Origin of the sequence: Curtobacterium sp. MCBD17_028 (genome assembly GCF_003234875.1) — a bacterium.
Classification (GTDB): domain Bacteria; phylum Actinomycetota; class Actinomycetes; order Actinomycetales; family Microbacteriaceae; genus Curtobacterium.
In genome coordinates, this window is the sequence record NZ_QKTQ01000013.1 from 1 (window position 1) to 20,088 (window position 20,088).

The following is a 20,088-nucleotide window of genomic DNA, read 5'->3' on the forward strand; positions in this document are numbered from 1 at the left end:
CCCCCGCACCGCCCGCACCCGACCAGGAGGTCCAGCAATGCCCCGCACACCCCGCGCCCCGCGTCTCGGTCCCGCCCGCATCGCCTCGGTCCTCGTGGCCGCCACGGCTGCCTCCGTGCTCCTCGCCGGCTGCGGCACCTCGAGCTCGTCGTCGGACGCCGTCACGAGCACGAAGCTCACCGGCGAGCTCCCCGCCGCCGTCACGCAGAAGGGCTCGATCACGGTCGCCGGTGACGCGTCGTACCCGCCCATCGGCTACTACGAGGCGGACGGCACGACGCTGACCGGTGTCGACTACGCCCTCGCAGACGCGCTCGGCAAGGAGCTCGGCATCCAGGTCAAGGAGGTCAACGCCTCGTTCGACTCGATCATCCCCGGCCTCGCCGGCGGCAAGTACGACGTCGGGATGTCCTGGATCAACGACACCGACGAGCGGCGGAAGGTCGTCGACTTCGTCGACTACAGCAAGGACGGCGCGTCGATCTTCGGGTCGACCAGCACGAAGGACAAGCCCACGACGACCGCCGAGCTGTGCGGCCACTCCGTCGCGGTGCAGAAGGGCACCTCGGAGCAGACCGACGCCCAGACGGCCGCGAAGCAGTGCACCGCGCAGGGCAAGGGATCGGTGTCCGTGCAGGTGTTCCCGGACCAGAGCGCCGCCAACCTGGCCGTGAAGTCCGGCCGCGCCGACGTCTCCATCGCCGACACCCCCGTCGCCGCCTGGCAGGTCCGGAAGAGCAAGGGCGCGTTCGAGCTCGCGGGCGAGCCCTACGGCGCGGTCTACCACGGGATCGCGGTCAAGAAGGGCAGCGGTCTCGCGAAGCCGCTCGCGAAGGCGTTCCAGAAGATCATGGACGACGGGACGTACGCCCGCATCCTGAAGAAGTGGGGCATGAGCGAGGCTGCGATCGACGCCCCGCTCGTGAACGGCCAGCCGCTCTCCTAGGGCCGGCGGACGAGAGGACACCATGGCAACCACCACGCCCACACGCACCAGCGCGCAGCGCCCACCCATTGCCCGACGCCGTCACTACGGCCGGTGGACGGCGGCCGTGATCCTGCTGCTCGTCGCCGCCGTCGTGGCGCACTCGCTCGTCACCAACCCCCGCTACGAGTGGGGCGTCGCGTTCACGTGGTTCCACTCGCCGCGGATCCTGCTGGGACTCCTGCGGACCCTCGAACTGACCGCCGTGTCCATGCTCATCGGGGTCGTGCTCGGGGGCGTGGTGGGCGTCATGCGCATGTCGAGCAACCCCGTCGTGGCGGCGGTGGCGTGGTTCTACGTCTGGTTGTTCCGCGGCACGCCCGTGTTCGTCCAGCTGCTGTTCTGGGGCTCGATCTCGGCGCTGTACCCGGTGATCACGGTCGGCATCCCGTTCGGCCCCGCGTTCGCCCACTTCTCGGCAAACGACGTCGTCACGCCGTTCATCGCCGCGATCCTCGGGCTCGGCCTCAACGAGGGCGCGTACATGGCCGAGATCGTCCGCGCCGGACTCCGGTCGGTCGACCCCGGGCAGCGCGAGGCGGCGGCAGCGCTCGGCATGAACCCCAGCCGGGCCCTCGTCCGGATCGTCATGCCGCAGGCCATGCCGGTGCTCATCCCGCCCACCGCGAACGAGCTCATCGGGCTGCTCAAGTCCTCGTCGATGGTGTCCGTCCTGGCGTTCCCCGAGCTCCTCTACTCGGCGCAGCTCATCTACTCGGACAACTACCAGACCATCCCGCTGCTCCTCACCGCGTCGATCTGGTACCTCGTCGTGACGTCCGTCCTCAGCGTCGGGCAGTACTTCCTCGAGCGGCACTACGGCCGTTCGTTCAGCGCCCGCGTCAGCCGCCGGGCGGTCCTCGCACCGAAGGGCGGGTCAGCCGTATGACCGACACCATGACCCCGCGGGCGACCGCGACCGATCCCATGGTCGAGATCCGGGGCCTGAGCAAGCGGTTCGGGCACGACGAGGTCCTCCGGTCCGTCGACCTCGAGGTGGACACCGGCAGCGTCTGCTGCCTGCTCGGCCGGTCGGGCTCGGGCAAGTCCACCCTGCTGCGGTGCATCAACCAGCTCGAGACGTTCGAGGACGGCGAGGTGTTCGTCGGCGGCGAGCGCATCGGCTACCGCGAGCGCGGCGGCAAGCTCCACCCGCTCGGGCACCGCGACCTCGCTCGGCAGCGGCGTGCCATCGGCATGGTGTTCCAGCGCTTCAACCTCTTCGGTCACATGACCGCGCTCGAGAACGTCGTGGAGGCCCAGGTCGGCGTGCTCGGACGGTCCGCCGCCGACGCCGCCGAGCGCGGACGCGCCCTGCTCGACCGGGTCGGCCTGGCCGCCCGCGCCGACCACTACCCGCGGCAACTGTCCGGTGGCCAGCAGCAGCGCGTCGCGATCGCCCGCGCGCTCGCGATGGAACCCTCGGTGATGCTCTTCGACGAGCCGACGTCGGCACTCGACCCGGAGCTCGTCGGCGAGGTGCTGTCGGTCATGCAGGACCTCGCGGCCGACGGGATGACGATGATCGTCGTCACGCACGAGATCGGATTCGCCCGCGAGGTCGCCGACTCGGTCGTGTTCCTCGACGGTGGCCGCATCGTCGAGCAGGGTTCCCCGTCCGAGGTGCTCGTCGCGCCCGCTCACGAGTCGACCCGGACGTTCCTGGCGCGCGTGCTCCGCGAGGACGCCGCGTGAACGTCCTCGTCCTCGTCAAGGACATCGACGCACCCGGCGGGACGGCGATGAGCGGGGTGGACCCCTTCGCGGTCGCCGCTGCGGTCGCCCTCGCCGGCCCCACCCCCGTCACCGCGGTGACCCTCGGACCCGACCGGTCCGTCGCGTCCCTGCGCGAAGCGCTCGCGCTCGGCGCCCGGCGCGCGGTGCACGTCCTCGATCCGCATGGCGCCTGCGACCTCGCGACCGCCGCGCACCGGCTGGCCGCCGTCATCACGCGGATCCGCCCCGACGTCGTCCTGCTCGGTCGCGAGGCCACCGACACCCGCAGCGGCGTCCTCGCCGCCATGCTCGCCGGGGTCCTGGGATGGCCGTTGCTCGCGGCCGCGGACCGCATCAGCGCCACCGGCAGCACACGTCCGGGAGGCCCGACCCCCGCACGGACGGCGCTCACGGCCCGTCAGCGCACCGACACCGCGACGCACCTCGTGTCGGCGCCCCTGCCCGCGGTCGTCAGCGTGGCCGAGTACGGCGCGGAGGTCGGCCCGCTCGAAGCCGCGGATCTCCGGCGCGCCACGACGACGCCCGTGGAGCGGTGGCACGCGGACGACCTCGGCGTCGGGCCCACGGTGCCCGCGTGGCACGAGGTCGAGCGCGTCCCCCGCCCGGTCGTGCGCCGTGCCGGTCGGCGGGTCGCCGGTCACGACGAGGCGGCCGTCCTCGCGCTGTTCGCCTCGCTCGGCCTCGCCCCCGCGGTCGCCGCGGTCCCCGCATGAGCACGGTCGTCGTCCTCGAGACCGGGGAGGCCGGTGTCCCCGAGGGCACGCTCGGCGCGCTCGCGCTCGCCGTCGGGCTCGGGGACGTGCTCGCGGTCGTCTCGCACGCCGGCCCCGACGTGCTCGCGACACTCGCCGCCGCCGGGGTCGCCGAGGTCGCCGCGCTCACGGCCGACCCGTCCGGGCCACCAGCCGATGCGGCGCAGGTCGCCGCCACGCTCGCGCAGCTGCTCGGCCCGGACCCCGACGACGCCCGCACACCTGCCGACGGCCGGACACCTGCCGATGAACCGACACGTGCCGACACCGGCAGGCACGCCGACGTCGTCGTGGCCGCGCCGACCCCCTGGGGCCGCGAGGTCCAGGGGCGTCTCGCCGTCCGCCTCGGGGCTCCCCTGGTGACCGGCGTCGAGCAGGTCCGTCGCACGGACGGCCGGGTCGTCGTCGTGGTCGACGCCGGTGACGGCACCACGGCCGTCCGGTCGACCGCCGGGCGTCCGGTGCTCCTGCTGGCCGCGCCGGGCCTCCCGGTCGATGCCGACCCGGCGCACGACGGGGCAGACGGTGGCGGCGGCGCACGGGCCGGTCGTGACGTCCCGACCGACGGGCTCCGTGCGGTCGCTGCACCGATCGTGCGCCGGCTCCCCGCGGCACCGACCGCGGTGCCCGCCGTGGGCGTCGCGTCCGTCGTCGACGAGGACGCCGTCGGCGCTCCGCTCGCGCGTGCCCGCGTCGTCGTCGCCGCGGGCCGGGGGCTCGGATCCGCCGCGCAGGCGGACGCCCTGCGCCGGTGGACGGAGTCGGTCGGCGCCGTCTTCGGTTCCGCGCGCGGACCGGTCGAGGCGGGCTGGGTGCCCTTCGACCGGCTCATCGGGCAGACCGGCACGACGATCAGCCCGGACGTCTACGTGACGTTCGGGGTCTCCGGCGCGCCCCAGCACCTGGCGGGCGTGCGGGACGCGGGCACGATCGTCGCCGTGAACAGCGACCCCGACGCCCCGATCATGCGCGGCGCCGACGTCGCGGTTGTCGGGGACGCGGTCGCCGTGCTCCGGCTGCTCAGCCGCGCGTGATCCGCCCGGCGGTGCGCCGGGCATGACCGGTCAGGGCACGAGCACGATCTTGCCGCGCGCGTGACCCTGCTCGAGCTCCGCGTAGGCGTCCTGCACGGCGTCGAGCGGGTACGTGGCGACGATCGGCACCGTGATCGTGCCGTCGGCGGCCTGGCCCGCGAGTTCGGCGAGGACCTCCTGGGACGCGGCGTCGACGCTCCCGTCGGTCTTCGCCCCGACCTCGGCCGCGGCCTCGTACGCGATGATCGTCTCGATGCGCGCCGCGGGGACCCCGAGCGCGATGCCCAGCCGCACGTACTCCGGCCCGTGCGTGTCGATGAGCGCGTCGATCCCGTTCGTACCCGCCGGCCGCACCCGGTCCTCCAGGCCGTCCCCGTACGCCACCGGACGCGCGCCGACCGAGCGGAGCCACTCGTGGTTCGCCTCGGACGCAACGGCGATGACGTCGACGCCCTTCGCCACGAGGAGCTGCGTCACGATGCCGCCGACGCCACCCGCCGCGGACGAGACGACGACGGTCTCGCCCGGGCGGGGGTCGACGGCCCGCACGGCGGCGTACGCGGTCGTCGCGGCGACGTCGAGCGCACCCGCGATCTCCCACGACAGGCGCCGCGGCTTGGCGACGAGCTGCCCCTCGGGGACGCTGACGAACTCGGCCTGGCTCGACCGCTCCCACGACCACCCGAGGACCTCGTCCCCGACGGCCCACTGCGTGACGTCCTCGCCGATCGCCGCGACCACGCCCGCCAGGTCGGTGCCCTGTCCGGACGGGAACGTCGCCGGGAACTGCTCCGCCATCGCGCCCTGCCGGATCGCTGCCTCGCCGGGGTTCGTGCCCGCGGCGCGCACGCGAACGAGGACGCGGTCACCCGTGGCCTCGGGCACCGGGACCTCGTCGACCCGGAGGACCGAGCGGTCGCCGTACGCGTCGAAGCGCACCGCCCGCATGGTCGTGGGCAGGTCGGCGTCGCGGGCGGTGGTGGGGGTGTGGTTGTCTGGCGTGGAGTCGGTCACGCGGGGGACGCTACCCCGCGCCCCCTCACCGCTGCTCCGCTTCTCCGCGAGATCGCAGTCGTTGCCGTTCTGGGTGGTGCCAGAACGACAACAGCTGCGATCTCGCAAGTGTCGCGGGTGCGGGTGCGGGTGCGGGGGGTCAGCGCCCGAGCGTCACCGCCCCGCTGACGTGCAGGTAGTCGAACGTGCTCGTGAACCCGGAGGCCCCGAGCGAGATGAGCCCGATCCGCGGGTGCGCCCCGAGAGCGGCCGTCCACGTGCCGCCCTTGACGAAGTGCCGCCCGTCGACGCTCGTGTACGCGGTGTAGGCGCTCTTCCCCTCGACCGTGTGGTGCACGATCCGGAGCGTCGTCCAGTCGCCGACCGGACCGACCACCATGTTCCCGTAGTTCGGGGCGCCCGCCGGCTGCGGGGTGACCTCCTTGCCGAACTCGGTCTGCCGGGTGTCGTAGATCGAGTTGGACACGAGGCGGATGTAGTTGCCGTCGTCCCCGTACACGATGAGACCGCCCTGCGCGTAGTTCACGCCATCGCCGGTCGCGGGCGTGTCCACCGACACCTTCGTCTCGACCACGTAGTCACCGGCCGGCGCGGGCTCCGTGAGCACCGAGGCGAGCGGCGTCGCCGGCGGGTGCAGGTCCGCGGCCTGCGTCTGCCAGCGGAACGCGCCACCGCTCACCGAGTACGTCGACGGGTCCGGCTGCCGCGTCCACGCGAGCGACGACGGGAGGCTCGTCCCGGCGAAGTCGGTCGAGGCCGCCCGGACGGGACGGCCGGGCACGGTGACCGGCGCGAGGGTCGGCCGGTAGGTGGGCCGCTCCCCCGGCTGCGCCACGGGCCCGGGCTCACGCTGATCGGACGGTCCGGCACCCCCGCGGACGGTCGGCCAGCCGTTCACCCAGTCGAGCGGGTCGATGAGCGCCGGTCGCTTCGTGTACGTCGGCTGGCCCGCGTAGTACGGGTCGTTCTGGTCGACCGCGTGGTAGATGATCCAGTCCTGCCCGGCGAAGTCCGTGACGACCGTGTTGTGCCCGGTGCCCACCCAGCGGTTGCCGTTCTGCGCGAGGAGGGGCGTGCCTCCAACCCGGGTGCTGAGGATCGAGACGCCGTCCTGGTCGAGGAACGGGCCGAGCGGACTGCGGGACCGCGCGACGAACACGCCGTACCCGGTGAGGGCACCGTTGCAGCAGTTCGTGGCGGAGCCCATGAAGTACCACCAGCCGTCGTGCTGGGTGATGTAGGTGCCCTCGTACCGGTTGTCGATCGCGATCGGCTGTTCGGTGGCGGGCAGCGACCGGAGGCCGTCAGCCGTGAGCTGCCGGACGTTGACGCCGCCGTAGTAACTGCCGAAGTACAGGTACGTCGCGCCGTTGGCGGTGATCACCTCGGGGTCGAACTCCCAGCGCTTCCCCTGACCGTTCGCGGCCTCCTGCGGGGCGACCACCGGGCCTCCTGAATCGGTCCACGGTCCGGTCGGGCTCGTGCTCGTCGCGACGCCGACGGCCGACCCGCCGCCGGTTGCCGCGGTCGCGGTCGGCGTGTCCGACGCGGCGTAGTACATGAAGTACGTGCCGGGACGCCCGTGGGCGCCCGCGCGGTACACGACGTCGGGGGCCCAGATCCCGTTCGCCGCACCGACCCAGGCCGGCTTCGTCGTGAACGCGTCTCCGACGTACGTCCAGTGCGTCAGGTCCGTGGAGCGGTAGGTCGGGACGGTGTGCTGTACGAGCGATCCGTCGGCGTTCGTCTCGGTCGCGGTGAGCGCGTCCGACGTGCAGTACAGGTACCAGTTCCGGTCGCGCCCGGCGCCGTGGATGGCGGTCGGGTCGGCGCAGCTCGCGGCCGTCTGGCCGTCCGGGAGGCGCAGGGCCATCGGGTTCTGGTAGCTCGCGGGCGTCGTCGGGCCGCGATGCGCGGGGACGGCGGCGGTCCGCGGTGGGGCCGCGGCCGGTGCCGCCATGGCCGGGAGGGACAGGGCCGGGGCCCCGATGAGCGTTGCGGCCGCGATCACGGTCGCCAGGATTCGGCGCACGGTTGCTTCTCTCTCGTCGTTGAGGAGTGGTGGCGTTCACGCTACCCACGACCCCGCTCGCCGTCCACCGTCGCGGAGCAGGACGTCAGGCGCAGCGCTTGCACGGAACGCGCACGCTGTCTACCCCTGTTCGCGGGCCAGGATCACCCTTATTGTTTGAGCATCACTCGCACGAATGCGGCGTCAGCTGACGACAGGGCGTCAGCGCCGCATCGGCCAGGGACCCGAGGAACGACATGAGCCGATACGAGATGCAACCCGGTGTGGCACCCGCCCAGATCCGCTTCTTCCGCAAGGCGGCGGCCGTTCCGCCGCGACGGCCCACCGGTACGACCGAGGACACCGTCCGGTACGAGGACTTCTTCCGCGACGGATCCCCGATGCGGCGGCGGAACGCGGCCTGAGGGCGCGGGTCGGCGGGGCCGGGACGGTCACTCGCGCGGAGCGGGACGGTCACTCGCCGGGGAGCGACAGCTTCGATCCGCTCGGACCACGACCGGTGGGCCGACGCGGTGGTGCGACCTCCGGCAGCGGCGGCAGGGCCTCGGCGCGGCGTCGGGCGAGTTCCATGCGGCCGAGTCCGGTCACCGCGGCGATGAACGTCGAGGACTGGAGCAGCCCGAGACCGAGCGGTGTGAACAAGGAGAAGGCGAACCGCCCCTCGAGACCAACGGCGGCCACGCCGAGCCACACGAGTGCCCATGCGGCCGGGACCCACAGTGTCCGGGCCGCGCTCAGGACGAGCCCGTCGCGCGCACGCTCAGCGGCGGCGATCACCAGGTCGCGGTCCTCCGGAGCCATCGCCGGTGGCCGCGGGGCGAACTGTCGGGCGATACGTTCCTGGCGGCGCCAGTTGCCCGATGGGATGAACGCCCAGAGCGGTGGCGACGCGAGCGACAGGCGGTGGGACGCGGCGGCGCCCGAACCGAACGCGGCCGCGATGAGCACCAGGCCGACGACCACCAGCGGGGCCGGCGTCGTCGCCCAGTGCCAGACGATCTCGGTCAGCGAGGCTGCCGTCCCGACCGCCGTGGCCACGCTGCCAGCGATGATCGTGCGCCGTCGGCGGACCTCGACGCTCACGAGCTCTGGGTACCGCGCGCGGACGATCACCCACCCGGTGCGGAACGGAGCGTCGGCCATGCACACGATCCTGGCCTGTTCACTGACGTGACGTGCGGGCCGCATGCGGCGAGACCGGTACGACCGGTTGTACTCACCCCATGAAGACCGCGATCTCGGTTCCGGACAGCGACTTCGAACACTTCGATCGCGTTGCAGCGCAACTTGATGACGCAGGTCGCGGCGGGCATCCGGCTCGTCCTGGGCATCTGACCGCGACGACGACCCTGCGAGCGGATGGTCTGCCCGACGCTCAGCGCACTGGAGGGCCCCACCCGACCGCATCGAGCACCGCGGTGGCGACCCTCCCGGGGTCGTCGCCGTCGACCGACACCGCGTGATCGTGGACGTCAGCACCGTCGAGGACCGCGTCGAGCTCCTCCGCGCGGTCGAGGTGCCAGTCGCGCTCCGCTCCGGGCGCGTGCCGCACGAGCAGTCGCCGTCGGAGTTCGCCGGCCGTCACCACCAGCCGACAGGTGACGATCGTCTCGGCGACGGCCTCCTCGAGCGCGCTCCGGTCCTCCACGGTCTCCGCGACGCCCGCGAGCACGAGCCGCTCGGCACCGGCGTCCCACGCGTTCCGCGCCACCGCCGCGAGGTTCCGCGCGAGGAGCGCTCCGTTGAACCGGTCGTCGGGCGGTGCGGGCCACACGCGACGGAGGGCGTCGAGATCCACCACCGCATGGGGCAGACCCCGCTCGCGGAGCAGTGCACCGACCGCGTCGGCCGTGGTCGTCTTGTCCGCGCCGACCGTGCCGTTGAGCAGCAGGACCCGCGGACGGACCCGTCGCGGTCGAGCCCGGGGCGGTCATGGCGGCAGCTTACGGACGGGCGCGTCACCGCAGGAGCAGGATCGACCCGTGCAGAGATCGTTGAGCAGCTACGCGGCCATCGGTGACAGTTTCGCCGAGGGGATGGGTGACGAACGGCCGGACGGCACTCCTCGCGGGTGGGCGGACCTCGTCGCCCAGGGGATCGCGGCGGCGGCGGCCGGCCCGGTCACGTACGCCAACCTCGCCATCCGCGGCCGCCTGCTCGCACCCCTGCTCGACGAGCAGCTCGAGCCGGCCATCGCACTCCGTCCCGACCTGCTGAGCATCAGCGGCGGGAACAACGACCTCATCCGCGCCCGCGTCTCGGTTGCCGCGGTCACCGCCCGGCTCGAGGCCGCGATCGACCGTGCGGTGGCCTCCGGCGCCGAGGTCGTGTTCGTCACGGTGGCGAACATGACGCGGAACCTGCCGGCCGGGCGCCTCGTCGAGGGGCGCGGCAACCAGTTCGCGAGCGCGATCCGGCAGTGGGCCAGCAAGGACCACGTGACCGTGGTGGACAACTGGTCGGACGAGGAACTGATGGAGCCGCGCTACTGGTCACCGGACAAACTGCACCTCAACGCCCTCGGGCACCGGCGGGTGGCGGGCAACGTGCTGGCCGCACTGGAGGTTCCCCTCCCCCCGTTCCCGGAGGAGCTCCCACCGGAGGTGGTCCGGCAGTCGCGTGCCGCCTACTGGCGCGAACACGTGCTGCCCTGGATCGGCCGTCGTCTCACCGGCCGCTCGTCGGGCGACGGCCGGGAGCCCAAGCGGGCGACCCTCCAGACGGTGGACCTCCCCTGGAGCTCCCGCACGCCGTGACGGAGCACGGCTGCGTCGGGCGGTCGCTCCAGATCGCACTCGTCGCCGTTGTGGAGGCGCCCAGAACGGCAACGAGTGCGATCTCGCGTACGTTCGGACTGGTTCCGGCCCTCCCGGTCGGACGGACCGCGGGCCGCCCGCGCAGGAGGAACACACCATGAAGGTCGTCGTCACTGGTTCCCGGGGCAAGGTCGGACGCCCCACCGTCCAGGCGTTCGTCGACGCGGGGCACGAGGTGCTCGGCGTCGACCTCGTCCGCCCGGTGTTCGACGCCGGGGTCGTCGTCCCCGGACGGTACGTGCAGGCCGACCTCACCGACGCGGGCTCCGCGTACGCCGTGGTCGCCGGTGCGGACGTCGTCGTGCACGTCGCCGCGATCCCGCAGCCGACCGGCAACCCGCCACACGTGGTGTTCCAGACGAACCTGATGTCGACGTTCAACCTGATCGAGGCCGCGGTGCAGTTCGGCGTCCGCCGGTTCGTCAACGTGTCGAGCGAGAGCATCGTGGGGAACTTCTTCCCCGAACGGCCGTTCCTGCCCGACTACCTGCCGGTCGACGAGGACCACCCGCAGTACCCGCAGGACCCGTACGCGCTGTCGAAGGCGTTCGGCGAGCAGCTCATGGACGCCGCGGTGCGTCGTTCCGACATCCGTGCGATCTCGATCCGGCCGAGCACCGTCCACAACGAGGACAACTACGAGTCGAACCTCGGTCCGCAGGTGCGCGAGCCGTCCCGGACGAGCGCGAACTTCGGCAGCTACATCGACGCCGAGGACCTGGCGGATGCCCTGGTGCTCGCGGCCGAGTCCGACCTGCCCGGGCACGAGGTGTTCTACATCGCTGCGGCCGACAACGCCGGGGGGCACGACTTCGCCGCCACGCTGCGCGAGCACCACGGCGACGCGATCGAGCTCCGCGAACTCGACCGCGTCGACGCGTCGGGGATCTCGATCGCGAAGGCGCGGCGACTCCTCGGCTGGAGCCCGAAGCGCTCGTGGCGCGACCACCTCGACGAGCAGGGGCACGCGCGAGCAATGCCGACGTCGCGACCCTGACCTCCCTCAGCGGTTCCGTCTGAGCGGAGACGGCACCGCGCGCGCTGCGGCAGGGCCGCGTGCTCGTCCGCGGTCACACCGCGCGCTTCCGGTGGAACACCCGGAGCGCGCGGTGCGAACGGACGAGAGCGGTTCGATCCCGCCGTGGTCAGCGGGAGGCCGCGAACTCCGCCAACTCCTCCAGGTTCGCGACCTCGCACGTGCGGCGGCCCTCCTCGATGTCGTGGATCATCGCGACGATCCGGTCGAACACCGGCCCCTGGATGTCCTTGTGCACCTCGTCGACCTCGGTCTTGCGCTTGCGCACCATGAGGTCGCGGTAGATGCCGCTGCGGGCCTTGGCGCTCTTGCGGTTGAACGCGGCGAGCCGATCGAGCGACCCGTCGAGGTCGTCGGGCACGAAGCCGTCGAACGACTCGACGGGAACGGGTGCCTGGTCGATGGCCTCCTGCGCCACGGCCGTCATGAGCGCCCGGTACGGCGGCAGCGACAGGGAGTCCGCGATCGTCAGGTCGGACACCGCGCCGGCCCAGAGCATCGCGCCGTAGGCCTCCTTGCCCCACAGGTAACCGAGCACGTTCTCGGTCGGCAGTGCGTACGGCAGGCTGTCCACGAGCAGGCCGACCCGTGGCGTGATCGGTCCGCCGCCGATCTCGCCGATCCGGAACGTCGCGACGTTGCCCTGCAGGATGCGGCCCGGGCCGAGGTAGTCGGCACCGAAGTTGACGAAGCTCGACACGACCCGGTCCGCGCCGACGGCGGCCTGCAGGGTGTCGGCGGTCAGGCCGTTCTGCACGGTCAGGACGAACCCGTCGGAGGCGAGCCGTCCCTCCAGGAGCGCCGCGGCGGACGCCGTGTGCAGGCTCTTCACCGCGACGATCGCGTGCTCGATCGTGTCGGGCAGGTCGTCGGGCGTGACGGCCGGAACGTGCGCGGTGAACTCCTCGACCGGCCCCTCGATGTGCAGGCCGTCGTCGTTGATCGCGGCGACGTGTGCCGCATCCGCGTCGCAGAGCAGGACGTCGTGTCCGGCGCGGTGCATCCGAGCCCCGATGGTGCCGCCGATCGCGCCGGCGCCGATGATGGTGACCTTCATGCTGCTGTCCTCTCCTGCCACTGCGTGACGACTCCGCCGAGCACGGTGAGCGGCACCGCGCCGTTCCCGAGCACCGTGTCGTGGAACCCGATCAGGTCGAACCGGTCCCCGAGCGCACCCTGCGCGGCTGCCCGGAGCCGGAGGATCTCGCGGCGTCCGATCATGTAGGCCAGGGCCTGCCCGGGCCAGGCGATGTAGCGGTCGACCTCGCTGCGGACGTGCTCCTCGGTGGCGGCGGTGTTCGCGAGCATGAACTGCACGGCCTGCTCCCGGGACCACCCGAGGTGGTGGATGCCCGTGTCGACGACGAGCCGGCAGGCCCGGAGCGCGCGCATCGAGAGCATCCCGAGGCGGGCGACGTCGTCCGAGTACAGCCCGAGTTCGTCGGCGAGCTCCTCGGAGTACAGGCCCCATCCCTCGTTGAAGCTGCACGCCTCGACGTCGAGGTAGCGGCGGTAGCGGGGCACGTCGAGCTGCTGCGCCATCGCGAGCTGCATGTGATGGCCGGGCACCGACTCGTGGAACGTCAGGGCCTCGTACTCGTACCGGTAGCGCTGCTCGGGCTCGTCGGCGAGCAGGCAGAAGGCGCCGGGGCGGCTGCCGTCGACCGCCGGGGGCCGGTAGTAGCCGAGGGCGCTGCTGCCCGCGTCGATCGGGTTGATCGGCTCGAGGGTGCACGCGGTGATGTCGTACGCGGGGAAGGCCGCGGGGCGCGCGGCCTCCGCCCGGTCGAGCGCGGCCTGCGCGTACCCGATGATCTCGTCCGTGGTCCGGAACCGCAGCGCCGGGTCCGTGCGCAGTCGCGCGGCGATCTCGACCGGCTCGGTGAGCCCGAGCGCGCGCTGTCCGATCGTCGCCCACTGTTCCCCGAGCAGCTCGAGTTCGTCGAGGCCGATCCGGTGGATCTCGTCCGGCGTCAGGGCGGTCGTCGTGTGCCGGGCGACCGCGGCGGCGTAGCCCTCGGCCCCGCCGGGGATCGTCGAGATCCCGACGCGGTCGTCCGGCCGCGCGAGCGGGTGCAGCTCGACCCGGAGCCGTTCGGCGAGCGCCGACATCGCGGGGCGCACCCGCTCGTCGACGAGTGCCCGGGCGGCGTCGAACCACGGCGTCCCGCGCACGGCGGTGAGCAGGGCGTCGTCGTCGAGCGGGAGCGCGAGGTAGCCCTCGAGCTGCTCGATCGAGTGGCGCACGCCCATGGCGGTGGGCACGCGCCCGCGCGACGCCTCGAGCAGGTACCGGTCGGCGAGCGCGGCGAAGGTCCCGCCGAGGCCGCCGATCCGGGCCAGGTACCGGTCCGCAGCGGCCTGGTCGGCGACGGTCATCGCGGGGACGGCCTGGAACACGAGGCCCTGCCGACTGACGTACCCCTTGGCGCTCGCGTTCGCCGCCCACAGGCTGTGCTCGGCGTCCTGCTGCGCACCACGGACGAGTGCGGTGAGCACGCCGTGGTCGACCCGGCCCGCGTCGTCGAGCCGGTCGACCGGGAGGCCCGCGGCGGCCTCCGCGATCGCCGCCAGGTCCGCGGCGGCACGCTCGCTCGCGTCCTCGCTCGGGTCACCGGGCAGGTGGTCGAACTCCGCGATGCCGAGGAGGGTCGCGTTGTAGGGGTCGTAGGTGTGCTCGGCGGCGAAGTACCGTTCGCCGAGGTCGGCGAGCTGCGCGTGGACGTCGGTGTCCGGTGGGGTGGTGGTCATGCTGTCCTCTCGGGAACGGGTGGCTCAGAAGAGCTGGTGTCCGCCGTCGATGGACAGCGTCTGACCGCTGACCCATCCGGCGTCGGGTGCGACGAAGAACGCGACCCCGCGGGCGATGTCCTCGGGGGTGCCGGTGCGGCGGACCGCGATCCGCTCGACGAGGGCGCGCTGCCCGTCGGGGCCGTAGGAGTCCCACTGCGCCTGGGTCGTCGGGTTCGACAGGACGAACCCGGGCGCGATGCAGTTGACGGTGATGCCGTGAGGGCCGAGCTCGTGCGCCATCTGCCGGGTGAACCCGATCTGCGCGGCCTTCGACGTCGTGTACGCCTGGATGCCGGTGAGGCTCACGCTGCGGCCGGCACCGGACGACACGATGACGATCCGCCCGTAGCCGGCGGGCTTCATGAGGCGGGCGGCCGCGCGGGTGCAGTTCCTGGCGGTCAGGACGTTCGCCGCCCAGACGGCGTCCCAGGCGGCGTCGGTGAGGTCCTCGATGGGTGTGTGGGTCTGGCCCACGACGCCGCCCGCGACGTTGACGAGCACGTCGCAGCGGCCGAGCGCGGCGAACCAGGCGTCCACGGCGGCGCTGTCGGCGAGGTCGAGGTCGTCGCGGTCGAGCCGGTGGACGACGGCGCCGGCGGCCTCGAGGTCGTCAGCCGTGCGCCGTCCGATGCCCTGCGCGGTCCCGGTGACCACGGCCACCTGGCCGGCGAGCGGTCCCGTGGCCGACGGCACGGGCTCCGGCGCCGGGGAGGGCGTGCCGTCCGGCCTCCGCGCGGCGGTACGCGCCGAGGCGGCCAGGGGCCACTGTCCGGTCGTGGTGGGCAACTCGTCGCTCATCGTTCCTCCTCGAGTTCGATGGCGCCGAGGTTGCCGGCGCCGACGGCCCGGGGGCCGGTCGTCGGCTCCCCTCGGTGTGCGCGGGAGATCCGGACCGAGTCCTCCCACTCCTTCATGCGTGCGAGGCCGCGGCGACCGCTCGCGCGGAGCACGCCCTCGACGAGCGCCTCGATGAGCACGAGCAGCGGTGCCATCGAGTCGAACGGGATCCCGTCCACCGTGACCGGCAGCACGACGTCGGCGCTCTCGGCCGCCGGGGACAGCGTGGTGTCGGTGATGACGACGACCGTGGCGCCCTGCTCCTTCGCGGCGGCGGCCGCCTCCTGCGCGGCGAGTTCGTGGCGCCGGAAGTCGATGACGACGACGACCGCACCCCGGCGCAGCCGCAGGAAGCGCCCGACATCGTGCCCGAGCGGCTCGGCGAGGAACGCGACGTCGGGCAGGATCTGGTCGAGCTGCGCGGCGAACACCATGCCGAAGTAGCGGCTGAAGTACCCCCCGATGACGGCCACGTGCTTCGGCCGCTCCCCGAGCACGGCGACGGCGCGGTCGAACTCGCTCGGCGGCACGCACGTCCGGAGCGCCTCGATGAGCCCGACCCGCTCGGCGATGGCCCGGGCGAAGGTCCCGCTGCCGCCGTCGTGGGCGATGCCCTCCTGGGTGCGCTGGACGGGGCTGCCCATGTGGTGGGCGACCTCGTCGCGGAGCTTCGCCTGGAACGCGGGGTACGTGCCGAACCCGAGCCGCGCGACGAGCCGGAGCACCGTCGGCGTGCTCGTGCCGGCGGAGCGCGCGAGGCTCGCCGCGCTGTCGAGTCCCGCACTCGGCCACGCGGCGAGCAGGGTGCGCGCCACCTTCTTCTCGGCGGGGCTGAGTTCGTCCATGCGGGCGAAGATCTCGTCGTTGATCGGCATGTCCCTCCTGGTGTGTCCGGTCCCGGGCCGACGGCCTCAGGTGCGGAGCACGAGCCGATCGCCGTCGTGGAACGCCGCGAACATCGTCGGCGAGTTGTGCGCCACGACGACCCGGCCGTCCGCGTCGACGGACACGAGGCCGCCGCTGGCGTGGCGCGCGGTGAGTTCCTCGTCGATCGTGGCACGGACCGCGTCGGGCAGGCTGGCCCCGCCGTACCGCATGCGGGCGACGATGTCGTGGGACACGACTCCGCGGATGAACGCCTCACCCTCGCCGGTGCAGGACACCGCGGCCTGGCCGTTCCGCGCGTAGGTGCCGGCGCCGATGACGGGCGAGTCGCCGACGCGGCCGTCCTCCTGTGCCGACATGCCTCCGGTCGAGGTCGCCGCGGCGACCGTGCCCGAGGTGTCCCGGGCGACCGCACCGACCGTGCCGTGCCGCGGTGCGACGAGCCGGTCGGCGAGGATCCGGGCGAGCTGCTGCTGGCGCGCCTCGGTGATGAAGTACTCCTGCGCGGCCGTCTCGAGCCCCCAGCCGGCGACGAGGTCCTCGGAGGGGTCGACGATGAACAGGTGCGCGGACCGCTCCATGACGGCGCGGGCGAGCAGCACCGGATTCCGTGCGTGCCGGGAGGCCGCGACCGCGCCCGCCAGGCCGGTCGCGCCGTCCATGACGGACGCGTCGAGCTGTGCCTCGCCCTCGGCGGTGAGCGCTGCCCCGCGTCCGGCGTTGAACAGGGGATCGTCCTCGAGCTGCTCGACGGCCGCACACACGGCGTCGAGCGCGGGACCACCGGCGCCCAGGACCGCCGACCCGGCCGCGTACGCGGCCGCGAGCCCGGCCTCGAACCGCTGCCGGTCCTCGTCGGCGAGTTCCGCGATCCGACCGCCCGCGCCGCCGTGCAGGGCGAGGGACCAGCCGCGCGTCGGCGCGATGTCCCAGATCCGGGTGCCCTGCGGGCGCGCGATGGCCTCCTCGTCGCGACGGCCCGCCTGCTCGGCTGCAGCCCCGGTCATCGGCCGCCCGCCTGCCGGGTGATGTAGTTGACGGCGACGAAGCGCGTGAACACCGACAGCAGGTCGCCGCCGCTGATCGCGATGGTGCGCTCGGACACCCGATCGACGCCGCCGACCCAGGTGGCGACGTCCGCCATGTCGGACGTCAGCACGTCGAGCTCCAGCGTCGTGTCGGCCGGGAGGTCCGGGGCGCGCATGCCGCCCGCGGTCACCTTCGCGACGGCCGCGGTCGCGGCGGCCCGGATCCGTGCGCACGACACGGCGGGGTGCAGGGCGTCGGCGCTCGCGCGGGTGATCGACGTCTTCGTGACGACGTGCTCGGCGTCGGGAGCGAACGGCTCCGTCTCGGTCCAGGTGACCTCGTCGCCGGTGACGAGCGCGATCGGGACGTCGTGGTGCGCCGCGACGAGGGCGTTGATGCCGCTCTCGCCGACCCAGGCGCCGTTCACCCGGGCCCCGGTGAACACCTCGGGGTTGTACGTGTGGGACAGCGTGGACGGCGCGCCGGAGATGCTGCCGTGGTAGCCGACGAGGAACGCCGCGTCGACCGAGGCATCGAGCCCCTGCACCATGTACATCGGCTTGTGGCGGCCCGTGATCATCCGGACCACCTCGGGCTGCGCGATCGCCCGCGGGTCGAGGTTCGCCATGCGGCTGTGCGAGTCGTTGAGGAGCACCTCGGTGGCGCCGCCGGCGACCGCGCCCTCGATCGCGGCGTTCACCTCGGCCAGCAGGAGGTCGCATCCCAGGGCGTACCCGGGCGCACCGGGACGGCACTGGTCCCAGTCGACGATGCCGGCGACGCCCTCCATGTCGTACGAGATCCAGATCTTCATGCGGGCCTTCCTTCGTGGGGCGCGGTCGGCTGATGGGGCTCGGCCGGGTGGTGCGGTGCGGTGCGGTGCTGGGCGGGGTCGGCCGGGGTGGCGGTCTGGGGGCGGTCGACGGGATCGCCCTCGACGAGCGCGTCGGGGTCGAGCAGGACCTCGGGTTCCGTGAGTGCGGGGTCGTCGAGTTCGATCGCCGGTTCGCGGAGCGGGTCGACGTCGCCGAGCTCGGCCGACCGGATGCAGGCGGCGACGTGCGCGGCGGACGTTCCGTCGCCTCCCGGCAGGCCGCCGGCGGACGTCGGACGTGCGCCGATGACGACCGGCACCGGCTCGAGCGCGGGGTCGACGGTGCGGCAGGCGTCGACCGCGTACGGGCAGCGGGGGTGGAACCGGCAGCCGCTCGGGACGTCGAACGGGCTGGGCGGGTCGCCCTGCAGCGCGAGGCGGCTCATGGCGTCCTCGGTGCCCATGCGCGGGATCGAGTCGATGAGCGCCCGCGTGTACGGGTGCCGGGGGTTCCGGAACAGCTCGGCGGTGTCGGCGACCTCGACGATGCGACCGAGGTACATGACCGCGACGCGCTGGCTCAGGTGCTGTACGACCGCGAGGTTGTGGGCGACGAACAGGATGCTCAGGCCGAGCTCGCGCTGGAGGCGGGCGAACAGTTCGAGGATCGTCGCCTGCACCGACACGTCGAGCGCTGACACCGGCTCGTCGGCGATGAGCACGTCCGGCCGGACGGCGATGGCGCGGGCGATCGCGATGCGCTGCCGCTGGCCGCCCGAGAACTGGCTCGGGTAGGCGTCGAGCGCGTCCTCGTCGAGGCCGACGAGCCCGAGGACCCGGATGCTCTCGGCCCGCACCTCGTTCCGCGGCACGATGCGGTGCAGGAGCAGGAGCTCGCGGAGCATCGAGCCGACGCTCATCCGCGGGTTGAGCGACGAGTACGGGTCCTGGAACACCATCTGGATGCGGCGTGAGGCCTCGCGGTCGCGGTGGACCGGCAGCGGGGCACCGTCGGCGTCGACCCGACCCGTCGTCGCGGTGACGCTGCCGACGAGGATCTTGGCGAGCGTCGACTTGCCCGATCCGGACTCGCCGACGAGCGCGAGGACCTCGCCGCGCCGGAGGTCGAGGTCGATGCCGTCGAGGGCCTTGAGCGCCGGACGCTCGGTGCGTCGGACGCGGTCGACGACGGTGACGGGCAGGGCGTACCGCTTCGTGACGCCCGTGGCGCTGAGGACGGCGCCGGTGTCGGGCGCCGTGGGTGCGATCGTGGTCATGCGGGGACTCCCTCGAACACCTCGTGCGTGCGGATGCAGGCGGCGGTGCGGCCGGGCCCGACGTCCTCCTGCGGCGGCATGGCGGTCGTGCACGCCTCGACGACGAACGGGCAGCGCGGCGCGAACGGGCAGCCGGACGGCCGGGCGGCCAGGTTCGGCGGGAACCCGGGGATCGGCACGAGTGCTCGGTCGGGGTCGTCGAAGTCCGGCGCCGAGTCGAGCAGACCCTTCGTGTACGGGTGCCGCGGGTCGGCGAACACGGCCTTGACCGGGCCCGTCTCCACCCGGTGGCCGGCGTACATCACCGCGACCCGGCTGCACGTCTGGTTGACGACGGCGAGGTCGTGCGTGACGAACGCGAGCGCGGCACCCGTGGCGTCGCAGAGCTCCTCGAGCAGCTGGAGCACCTGGTGCTGGACCGTCACGTCGAGCGCGGTGGTCGGCTCGTCGCAGAGCACGAGCTTCGGTGAGCACGACAGCGCCATCGCGATCATGACGCGCTGCCGGAGCCCGCCCGACAGCTCGTGCGGGTAGGCGGCGGCGCGGCGATCGGGATCCGGGATGCCCGTCCGGCGCATCATCTCGACGGCCAGGTCGTGGGCCGCGGCGCGCGAGAGCCCGAGGTACCGACGCGGCCCCTCGGCGATCTGGTCGCCCACGCGGAGCACCGGGTTGAGCGCGGTCATCGGCTCCTGGAACACCATGGCGATCTCGGGGCCCATGAGGCGGCGGCGTTCCTTCGCGCCGAGGCCCGCGAGGTCTCGCCCGCGGTAGCGGATCGCACCCGAGAGGACCGTGACGCCCTTCGGCAGCAGCCCGGCGATCGCCCGGAGCGTCAGGGACTTGCCCGAGCCGGACTCGCCGACGATCCCGAACCGCTCGCCCTCGGCGATGCTGAACCCCAGGTCCTCGACGATCCGGACGTCGGGGCGCCCCCGGCGTCGGATGCCGATGGTGAGGCCCTCGACCTCGAGCAACGGTGCGGTCGTCGTGGCGCTCGCGTTCGTCGCCGCGGTCGTGGTCGTCGTCGGCATGTCGTGTCGTCCC

Annotated in this window: 20 protein-coding genes; 8 read left to right on the forward strand and 12 right to left on the reverse strand. The window is 73.1% G+C overall.

Annotation, left to right across the window (positions count from 1 at the left end; genetic code table 11):
- Positions 1 to 37 precede the first annotated feature (37 nt).
- From DEI86_RS12820 to DEI86_RS12840, 5 genes are read left to right on the forward strand one after another with little or no spacing between them, the layout of a single operon-like run.
- A complete protein-coding gene (locus tag DEI86_RS12820) occupies positions 38 to 946 on the forward strand; it encodes an ABC transporter substrate-binding protein (RefSeq protein WP_111049781.1) in 909 nt (302 codons plus the stop codon).
- Between the two features lie 22 nt (positions 947 to 968).
- Positions 969 to 1,874 (forward strand): amino acid ABC transporter permease, encoded by a 906-nt coding sequence (locus DEI86_RS12825; RefSeq protein WP_111049783.1) that lies wholly within the window; start codon positions 969 to 971, stop codon positions 1,872 to 1,874.
- Positions 1,871 to 2,680, forward strand: coding sequence for an amino acid ABC transporter ATP-binding protein (locus tag DEI86_RS12830; RefSeq protein WP_309146562.1), 810 nt, complete (start codon positions 1,871 to 1,873; stop codon positions 2,678 to 2,680). The genes DEI86_RS12825 and DEI86_RS12830 overlap by 4 nt, the downstream gene beginning before the upstream one ends.
- Entirely contained in the window at positions 2,677 to 3,435 is a 759-nt protein-coding gene (locus DEI86_RS12835) for a hypothetical protein (protein ID WP_111037539.1), read from the forward strand. Before DEI86_RS12830 ends, DEI86_RS12835 begins: the two co-directional genes overlap by 4 nt.
- Positions 3,432 to 4,508 (forward strand): electron transfer flavoprotein subunit alpha/FixB family protein, encoded by a 1,077-nt coding sequence (locus tag DEI86_RS12840; protein WP_111049785.1) that lies wholly within the window; start codon positions 3,432 to 3,434, stop codon positions 4,506 to 4,508. Before DEI86_RS12835 ends, DEI86_RS12840 begins: the two co-directional genes overlap by 4 nt.
- A 30-nt stretch (positions 4,509 to 4,538) precedes the next feature.
- Here the strand turns inward: DEI86_RS12840 and DEI86_RS12845 are convergent, their stop codons facing one another.
- A complete protein-coding gene (locus tag DEI86_RS12845) occupies positions 4,539 to 5,522 on the reverse strand; it encodes an NADP-dependent oxidoreductase (protein WP_258376550.1) in 984 nt (327 codons plus the stop codon).
- 139 nt (positions 5,523 to 5,661) lie between these two features.
- On the reverse strand, positions 5,662 to 7,554 hold the full coding sequence (locus tag DEI86_RS12850) for a family 43 glycosylhydrolase (RefSeq protein WP_111049787.1): 1,893 nt from the start codon (positions 7,552 to 7,554) through the stop codon (positions 5,662 to 5,664).
- A gap of 236 nt (positions 7,555 to 7,790) precedes the next feature.
- On the opposite strand from DEI86_RS12850, the gene DEI86_RS16600 reads away from it, so the two are divergent.
- On the forward strand, positions 7,791 to 7,958 hold the full coding sequence (locus tag DEI86_RS16600; RefSeq protein ID WP_181439778.1) for a hypothetical protein: 168 nt from the start codon (positions 7,791 to 7,793) through the stop codon (positions 7,956 to 7,958).
- 49 nt (positions 7,959 to 8,007) lie between these two features.
- On the opposite strand, the gene DEI86_RS12855 is transcribed toward DEI86_RS16600, so the two are convergent.
- Positions 8,008 to 8,697 carry a hypothetical protein gene (locus tag DEI86_RS12855; protein ID WP_111049789.1) on the reverse strand — a complete coding sequence of 230 codons (690 nt, stop codon included), beginning with the start codon at positions 8,695 to 8,697 and terminating at the stop codon, positions 8,008 to 8,010.
- 232 nt (positions 8,698 to 8,929) lie between these two features.
- The gene (locus tag DEI86_RS12860) at positions 8,930 to 9,352 is read right to left on the reverse strand and encodes a hypothetical protein (protein ID WP_111049791.1); all 423 of its coding nucleotides are present in this window, start codon (positions 9,350 to 9,352) and stop codon (positions 8,930 to 8,932) included.
- 184 nt (positions 9,353 to 9,536) lie between these two features.
- Here DEI86_RS12860 and DEI86_RS12865 point away from each other — a divergent pair, with 184 nt between their 5' ends.
- Together DEI86_RS12865 and DEI86_RS12870 are read left to right on the forward strand one after the other, a co-directional pair.
- Positions 9,537 to 10,310, forward strand: a complete 774-nt coding sequence (locus DEI86_RS12865; RefSeq protein WP_258370108.1) for an SGNH/GDSL hydrolase family protein — start codon at positions 9,537 to 9,539, stop codon at positions 10,308 to 10,310.
- A 157-nt stretch (positions 10,311 to 10,467) separates the two neighbouring features.
- A complete protein-coding gene (locus DEI86_RS12870; RefSeq protein ID WP_111011642.1) occupies positions 10,468 to 11,367 on the forward strand; it encodes an NAD(P)-dependent oxidoreductase in 900 nt (299 codons plus the stop codon).
- A gap of 148 nt (positions 11,368 to 11,515) precedes the next feature.
- Here DEI86_RS12870 and DEI86_RS12875 read toward each other — a convergent pair whose 3' ends face one another.
- Genes DEI86_RS12875 through DEI86_RS12910 form a run of 8 tightly spaced genes read right to left on the reverse strand, consistent with a single transcriptional unit; the run spans position 11,516 to position 20,075 of the window.
- Positions 11,516 to 12,463 (reverse strand): ketopantoate reductase family protein, encoded by a 948-nt coding sequence (locus DEI86_RS12875; protein ID WP_111049793.1) that lies wholly within the window; start codon positions 12,461 to 12,463, stop codon positions 11,516 to 11,518.
- Positions 12,460 to 14,157 (reverse strand): DUF885 family protein, encoded by a 1,698-nt coding sequence (locus tag DEI86_RS12880; RefSeq protein ID WP_111049795.1) that lies wholly within the window; start codon positions 14,155 to 14,157, stop codon positions 12,460 to 12,462. Before DEI86_RS12880 ends, DEI86_RS12875 begins: the two co-directional genes overlap by 4 nt.
- A 24-nt stretch (positions 14,158 to 14,181) precedes the next feature.
- Positions 14,182 to 14,997, reverse strand: coding sequence for an SDR family NAD(P)-dependent oxidoreductase (locus tag DEI86_RS12885; protein ID WP_111012903.1), 816 nt, complete (start codon positions 14,995 to 14,997; stop codon positions 14,182 to 14,184).
- Positions 14,994 to 15,911 (reverse strand): MurR/RpiR family transcriptional regulator, encoded by a 918-nt coding sequence (locus DEI86_RS12890; RefSeq protein ID WP_111011638.1) that lies wholly within the window; start codon positions 15,909 to 15,911, stop codon positions 14,994 to 14,996. The genes DEI86_RS12885 and DEI86_RS12890 overlap by 4 nt, the downstream gene beginning before the upstream one ends.
- A 36-nt stretch (positions 15,912 to 15,947) precedes the next feature.
- Positions 15,948 to 16,928 (reverse strand): isoaspartyl peptidase/L-asparaginase family protein, encoded by a 981-nt coding sequence (locus DEI86_RS12895; protein WP_111037546.1) that lies wholly within the window; start codon positions 16,926 to 16,928, stop codon positions 15,948 to 15,950.
- Entirely contained in the window at positions 16,925 to 17,764 is an 840-nt protein-coding gene (locus DEI86_RS12900; RefSeq protein WP_111027856.1) for a M55 family metallopeptidase, read from the reverse strand. Before DEI86_RS12900 ends, DEI86_RS12895 begins: the two co-directional genes overlap by 4 nt.
- Entirely contained in the window at positions 17,761 to 19,041 is a 1,281-nt protein-coding gene (locus DEI86_RS12905; RefSeq protein ID WP_111049797.1) for an ABC transporter ATP-binding protein, read from the reverse strand. The genes DEI86_RS12900 and DEI86_RS12905 overlap by 4 nt, the downstream gene beginning before the upstream one ends.
- On the reverse strand, positions 19,038 to 20,075 hold the full coding sequence (locus DEI86_RS12910) for an ABC transporter ATP-binding protein (protein ID WP_220038522.1): 1,038 nt from the start codon (positions 20,073 to 20,075) through the stop codon (positions 19,038 to 19,040). Before DEI86_RS12910 ends, DEI86_RS12905 begins: the two co-directional genes overlap by 4 nt.
- Positions 20,076 to 20,088 lie beyond the last annotated feature (13 nt).

Coding starts and splice junctions, on each gene's coding strand:
- DEI86_RS12830 (WP_309146562.1), top strand. CDS start 1,871: ATGACCGACACCATGACCCCGCGGGCGACCGCGACCGATCCCATGGTC.
- DEI86_RS12905 (WP_111049797.1), bottom strand. CDS start 19,041: ATGACCACGATCGCACCCACGGCGCCCGACACCGGCGCCGTCCTCAGC.
- DEI86_RS12855 (WP_111049789.1), bottom strand. CDS start 8,697: ATGGCCGACGCTCCGTTCCGCACCGGGTGGGTGATCGTCCGCGCGCGG.
- DEI86_RS12885 (WP_111012903.1), bottom strand. CDS start 14,997: ATGAGCGACGAGTTGCCCACCACGACCGGACAGTGGCCCCTGGCCGCC.
- DEI86_RS12910 (WP_220038522.1), bottom strand. CDS start 20,075: ATGCCGACGACGACCACGACCGCGGCGACGAACGCGAGCGCCACGACG.
- DEI86_RS12900 (WP_111027856.1), bottom strand. CDS start 17,764: ATGAAGATCTGGATCTCGTACGACATGGAGGGCGTCGCCGGCATCGTC.
- DEI86_RS12870 (WP_111011642.1), top strand. CDS start 10,468: ATGAAGGTCGTCGTCACTGGTTCCCGGGGCAAGGTCGGACGCCCCACC.
- DEI86_RS12895 (WP_111037546.1), bottom strand. CDS start 16,928: ATGACCGGGGCTGCAGCCGAGCAGGCGGGCCGTCGCGACGAGGAGGCC.
- DEI86_RS16600 (WP_181439778.1), top strand. CDS start 7,791: ATGAGCCGATACGAGATGCAACCCGGTGTGGCACCCGCCCAGATCCGC.
- DEI86_RS12840 (WP_111049785.1), top strand. CDS start 3,432: ATGAGCACGGTCGTCGTCCTCGAGACCGGGGAGGCCGGTGTCCCCGAG.
- DEI86_RS12880 (WP_111049795.1), bottom strand. CDS start 14,157: ATGACCACCACCCCACCGGACACCGACGTCCACGCGCAGCTCGCCGAC.
- DEI86_RS12825 (WP_111049783.1), top strand. CDS start 969: ATGGCAACCACCACGCCCACACGCACCAGCGCGCAGCGCCCACCCATT.
- DEI86_RS12890 (WP_111011638.1), bottom strand. CDS start 15,911: ATGCCGATCAACGACGAGATCTTCGCCCGCATGGACGAACTCAGCCCC.
- DEI86_RS12820 (WP_111049781.1), top strand. CDS start 38: ATGCCCCGCACACCCCGCGCCCCGCGTCTCGGTCCCGCCCGCATCGCC.
- DEI86_RS12875 (WP_111049793.1), bottom strand. CDS start 12,463: ATGAAGGTCACCATCATCGGCGCCGGCGCGATCGGCGGCACCATCGGG.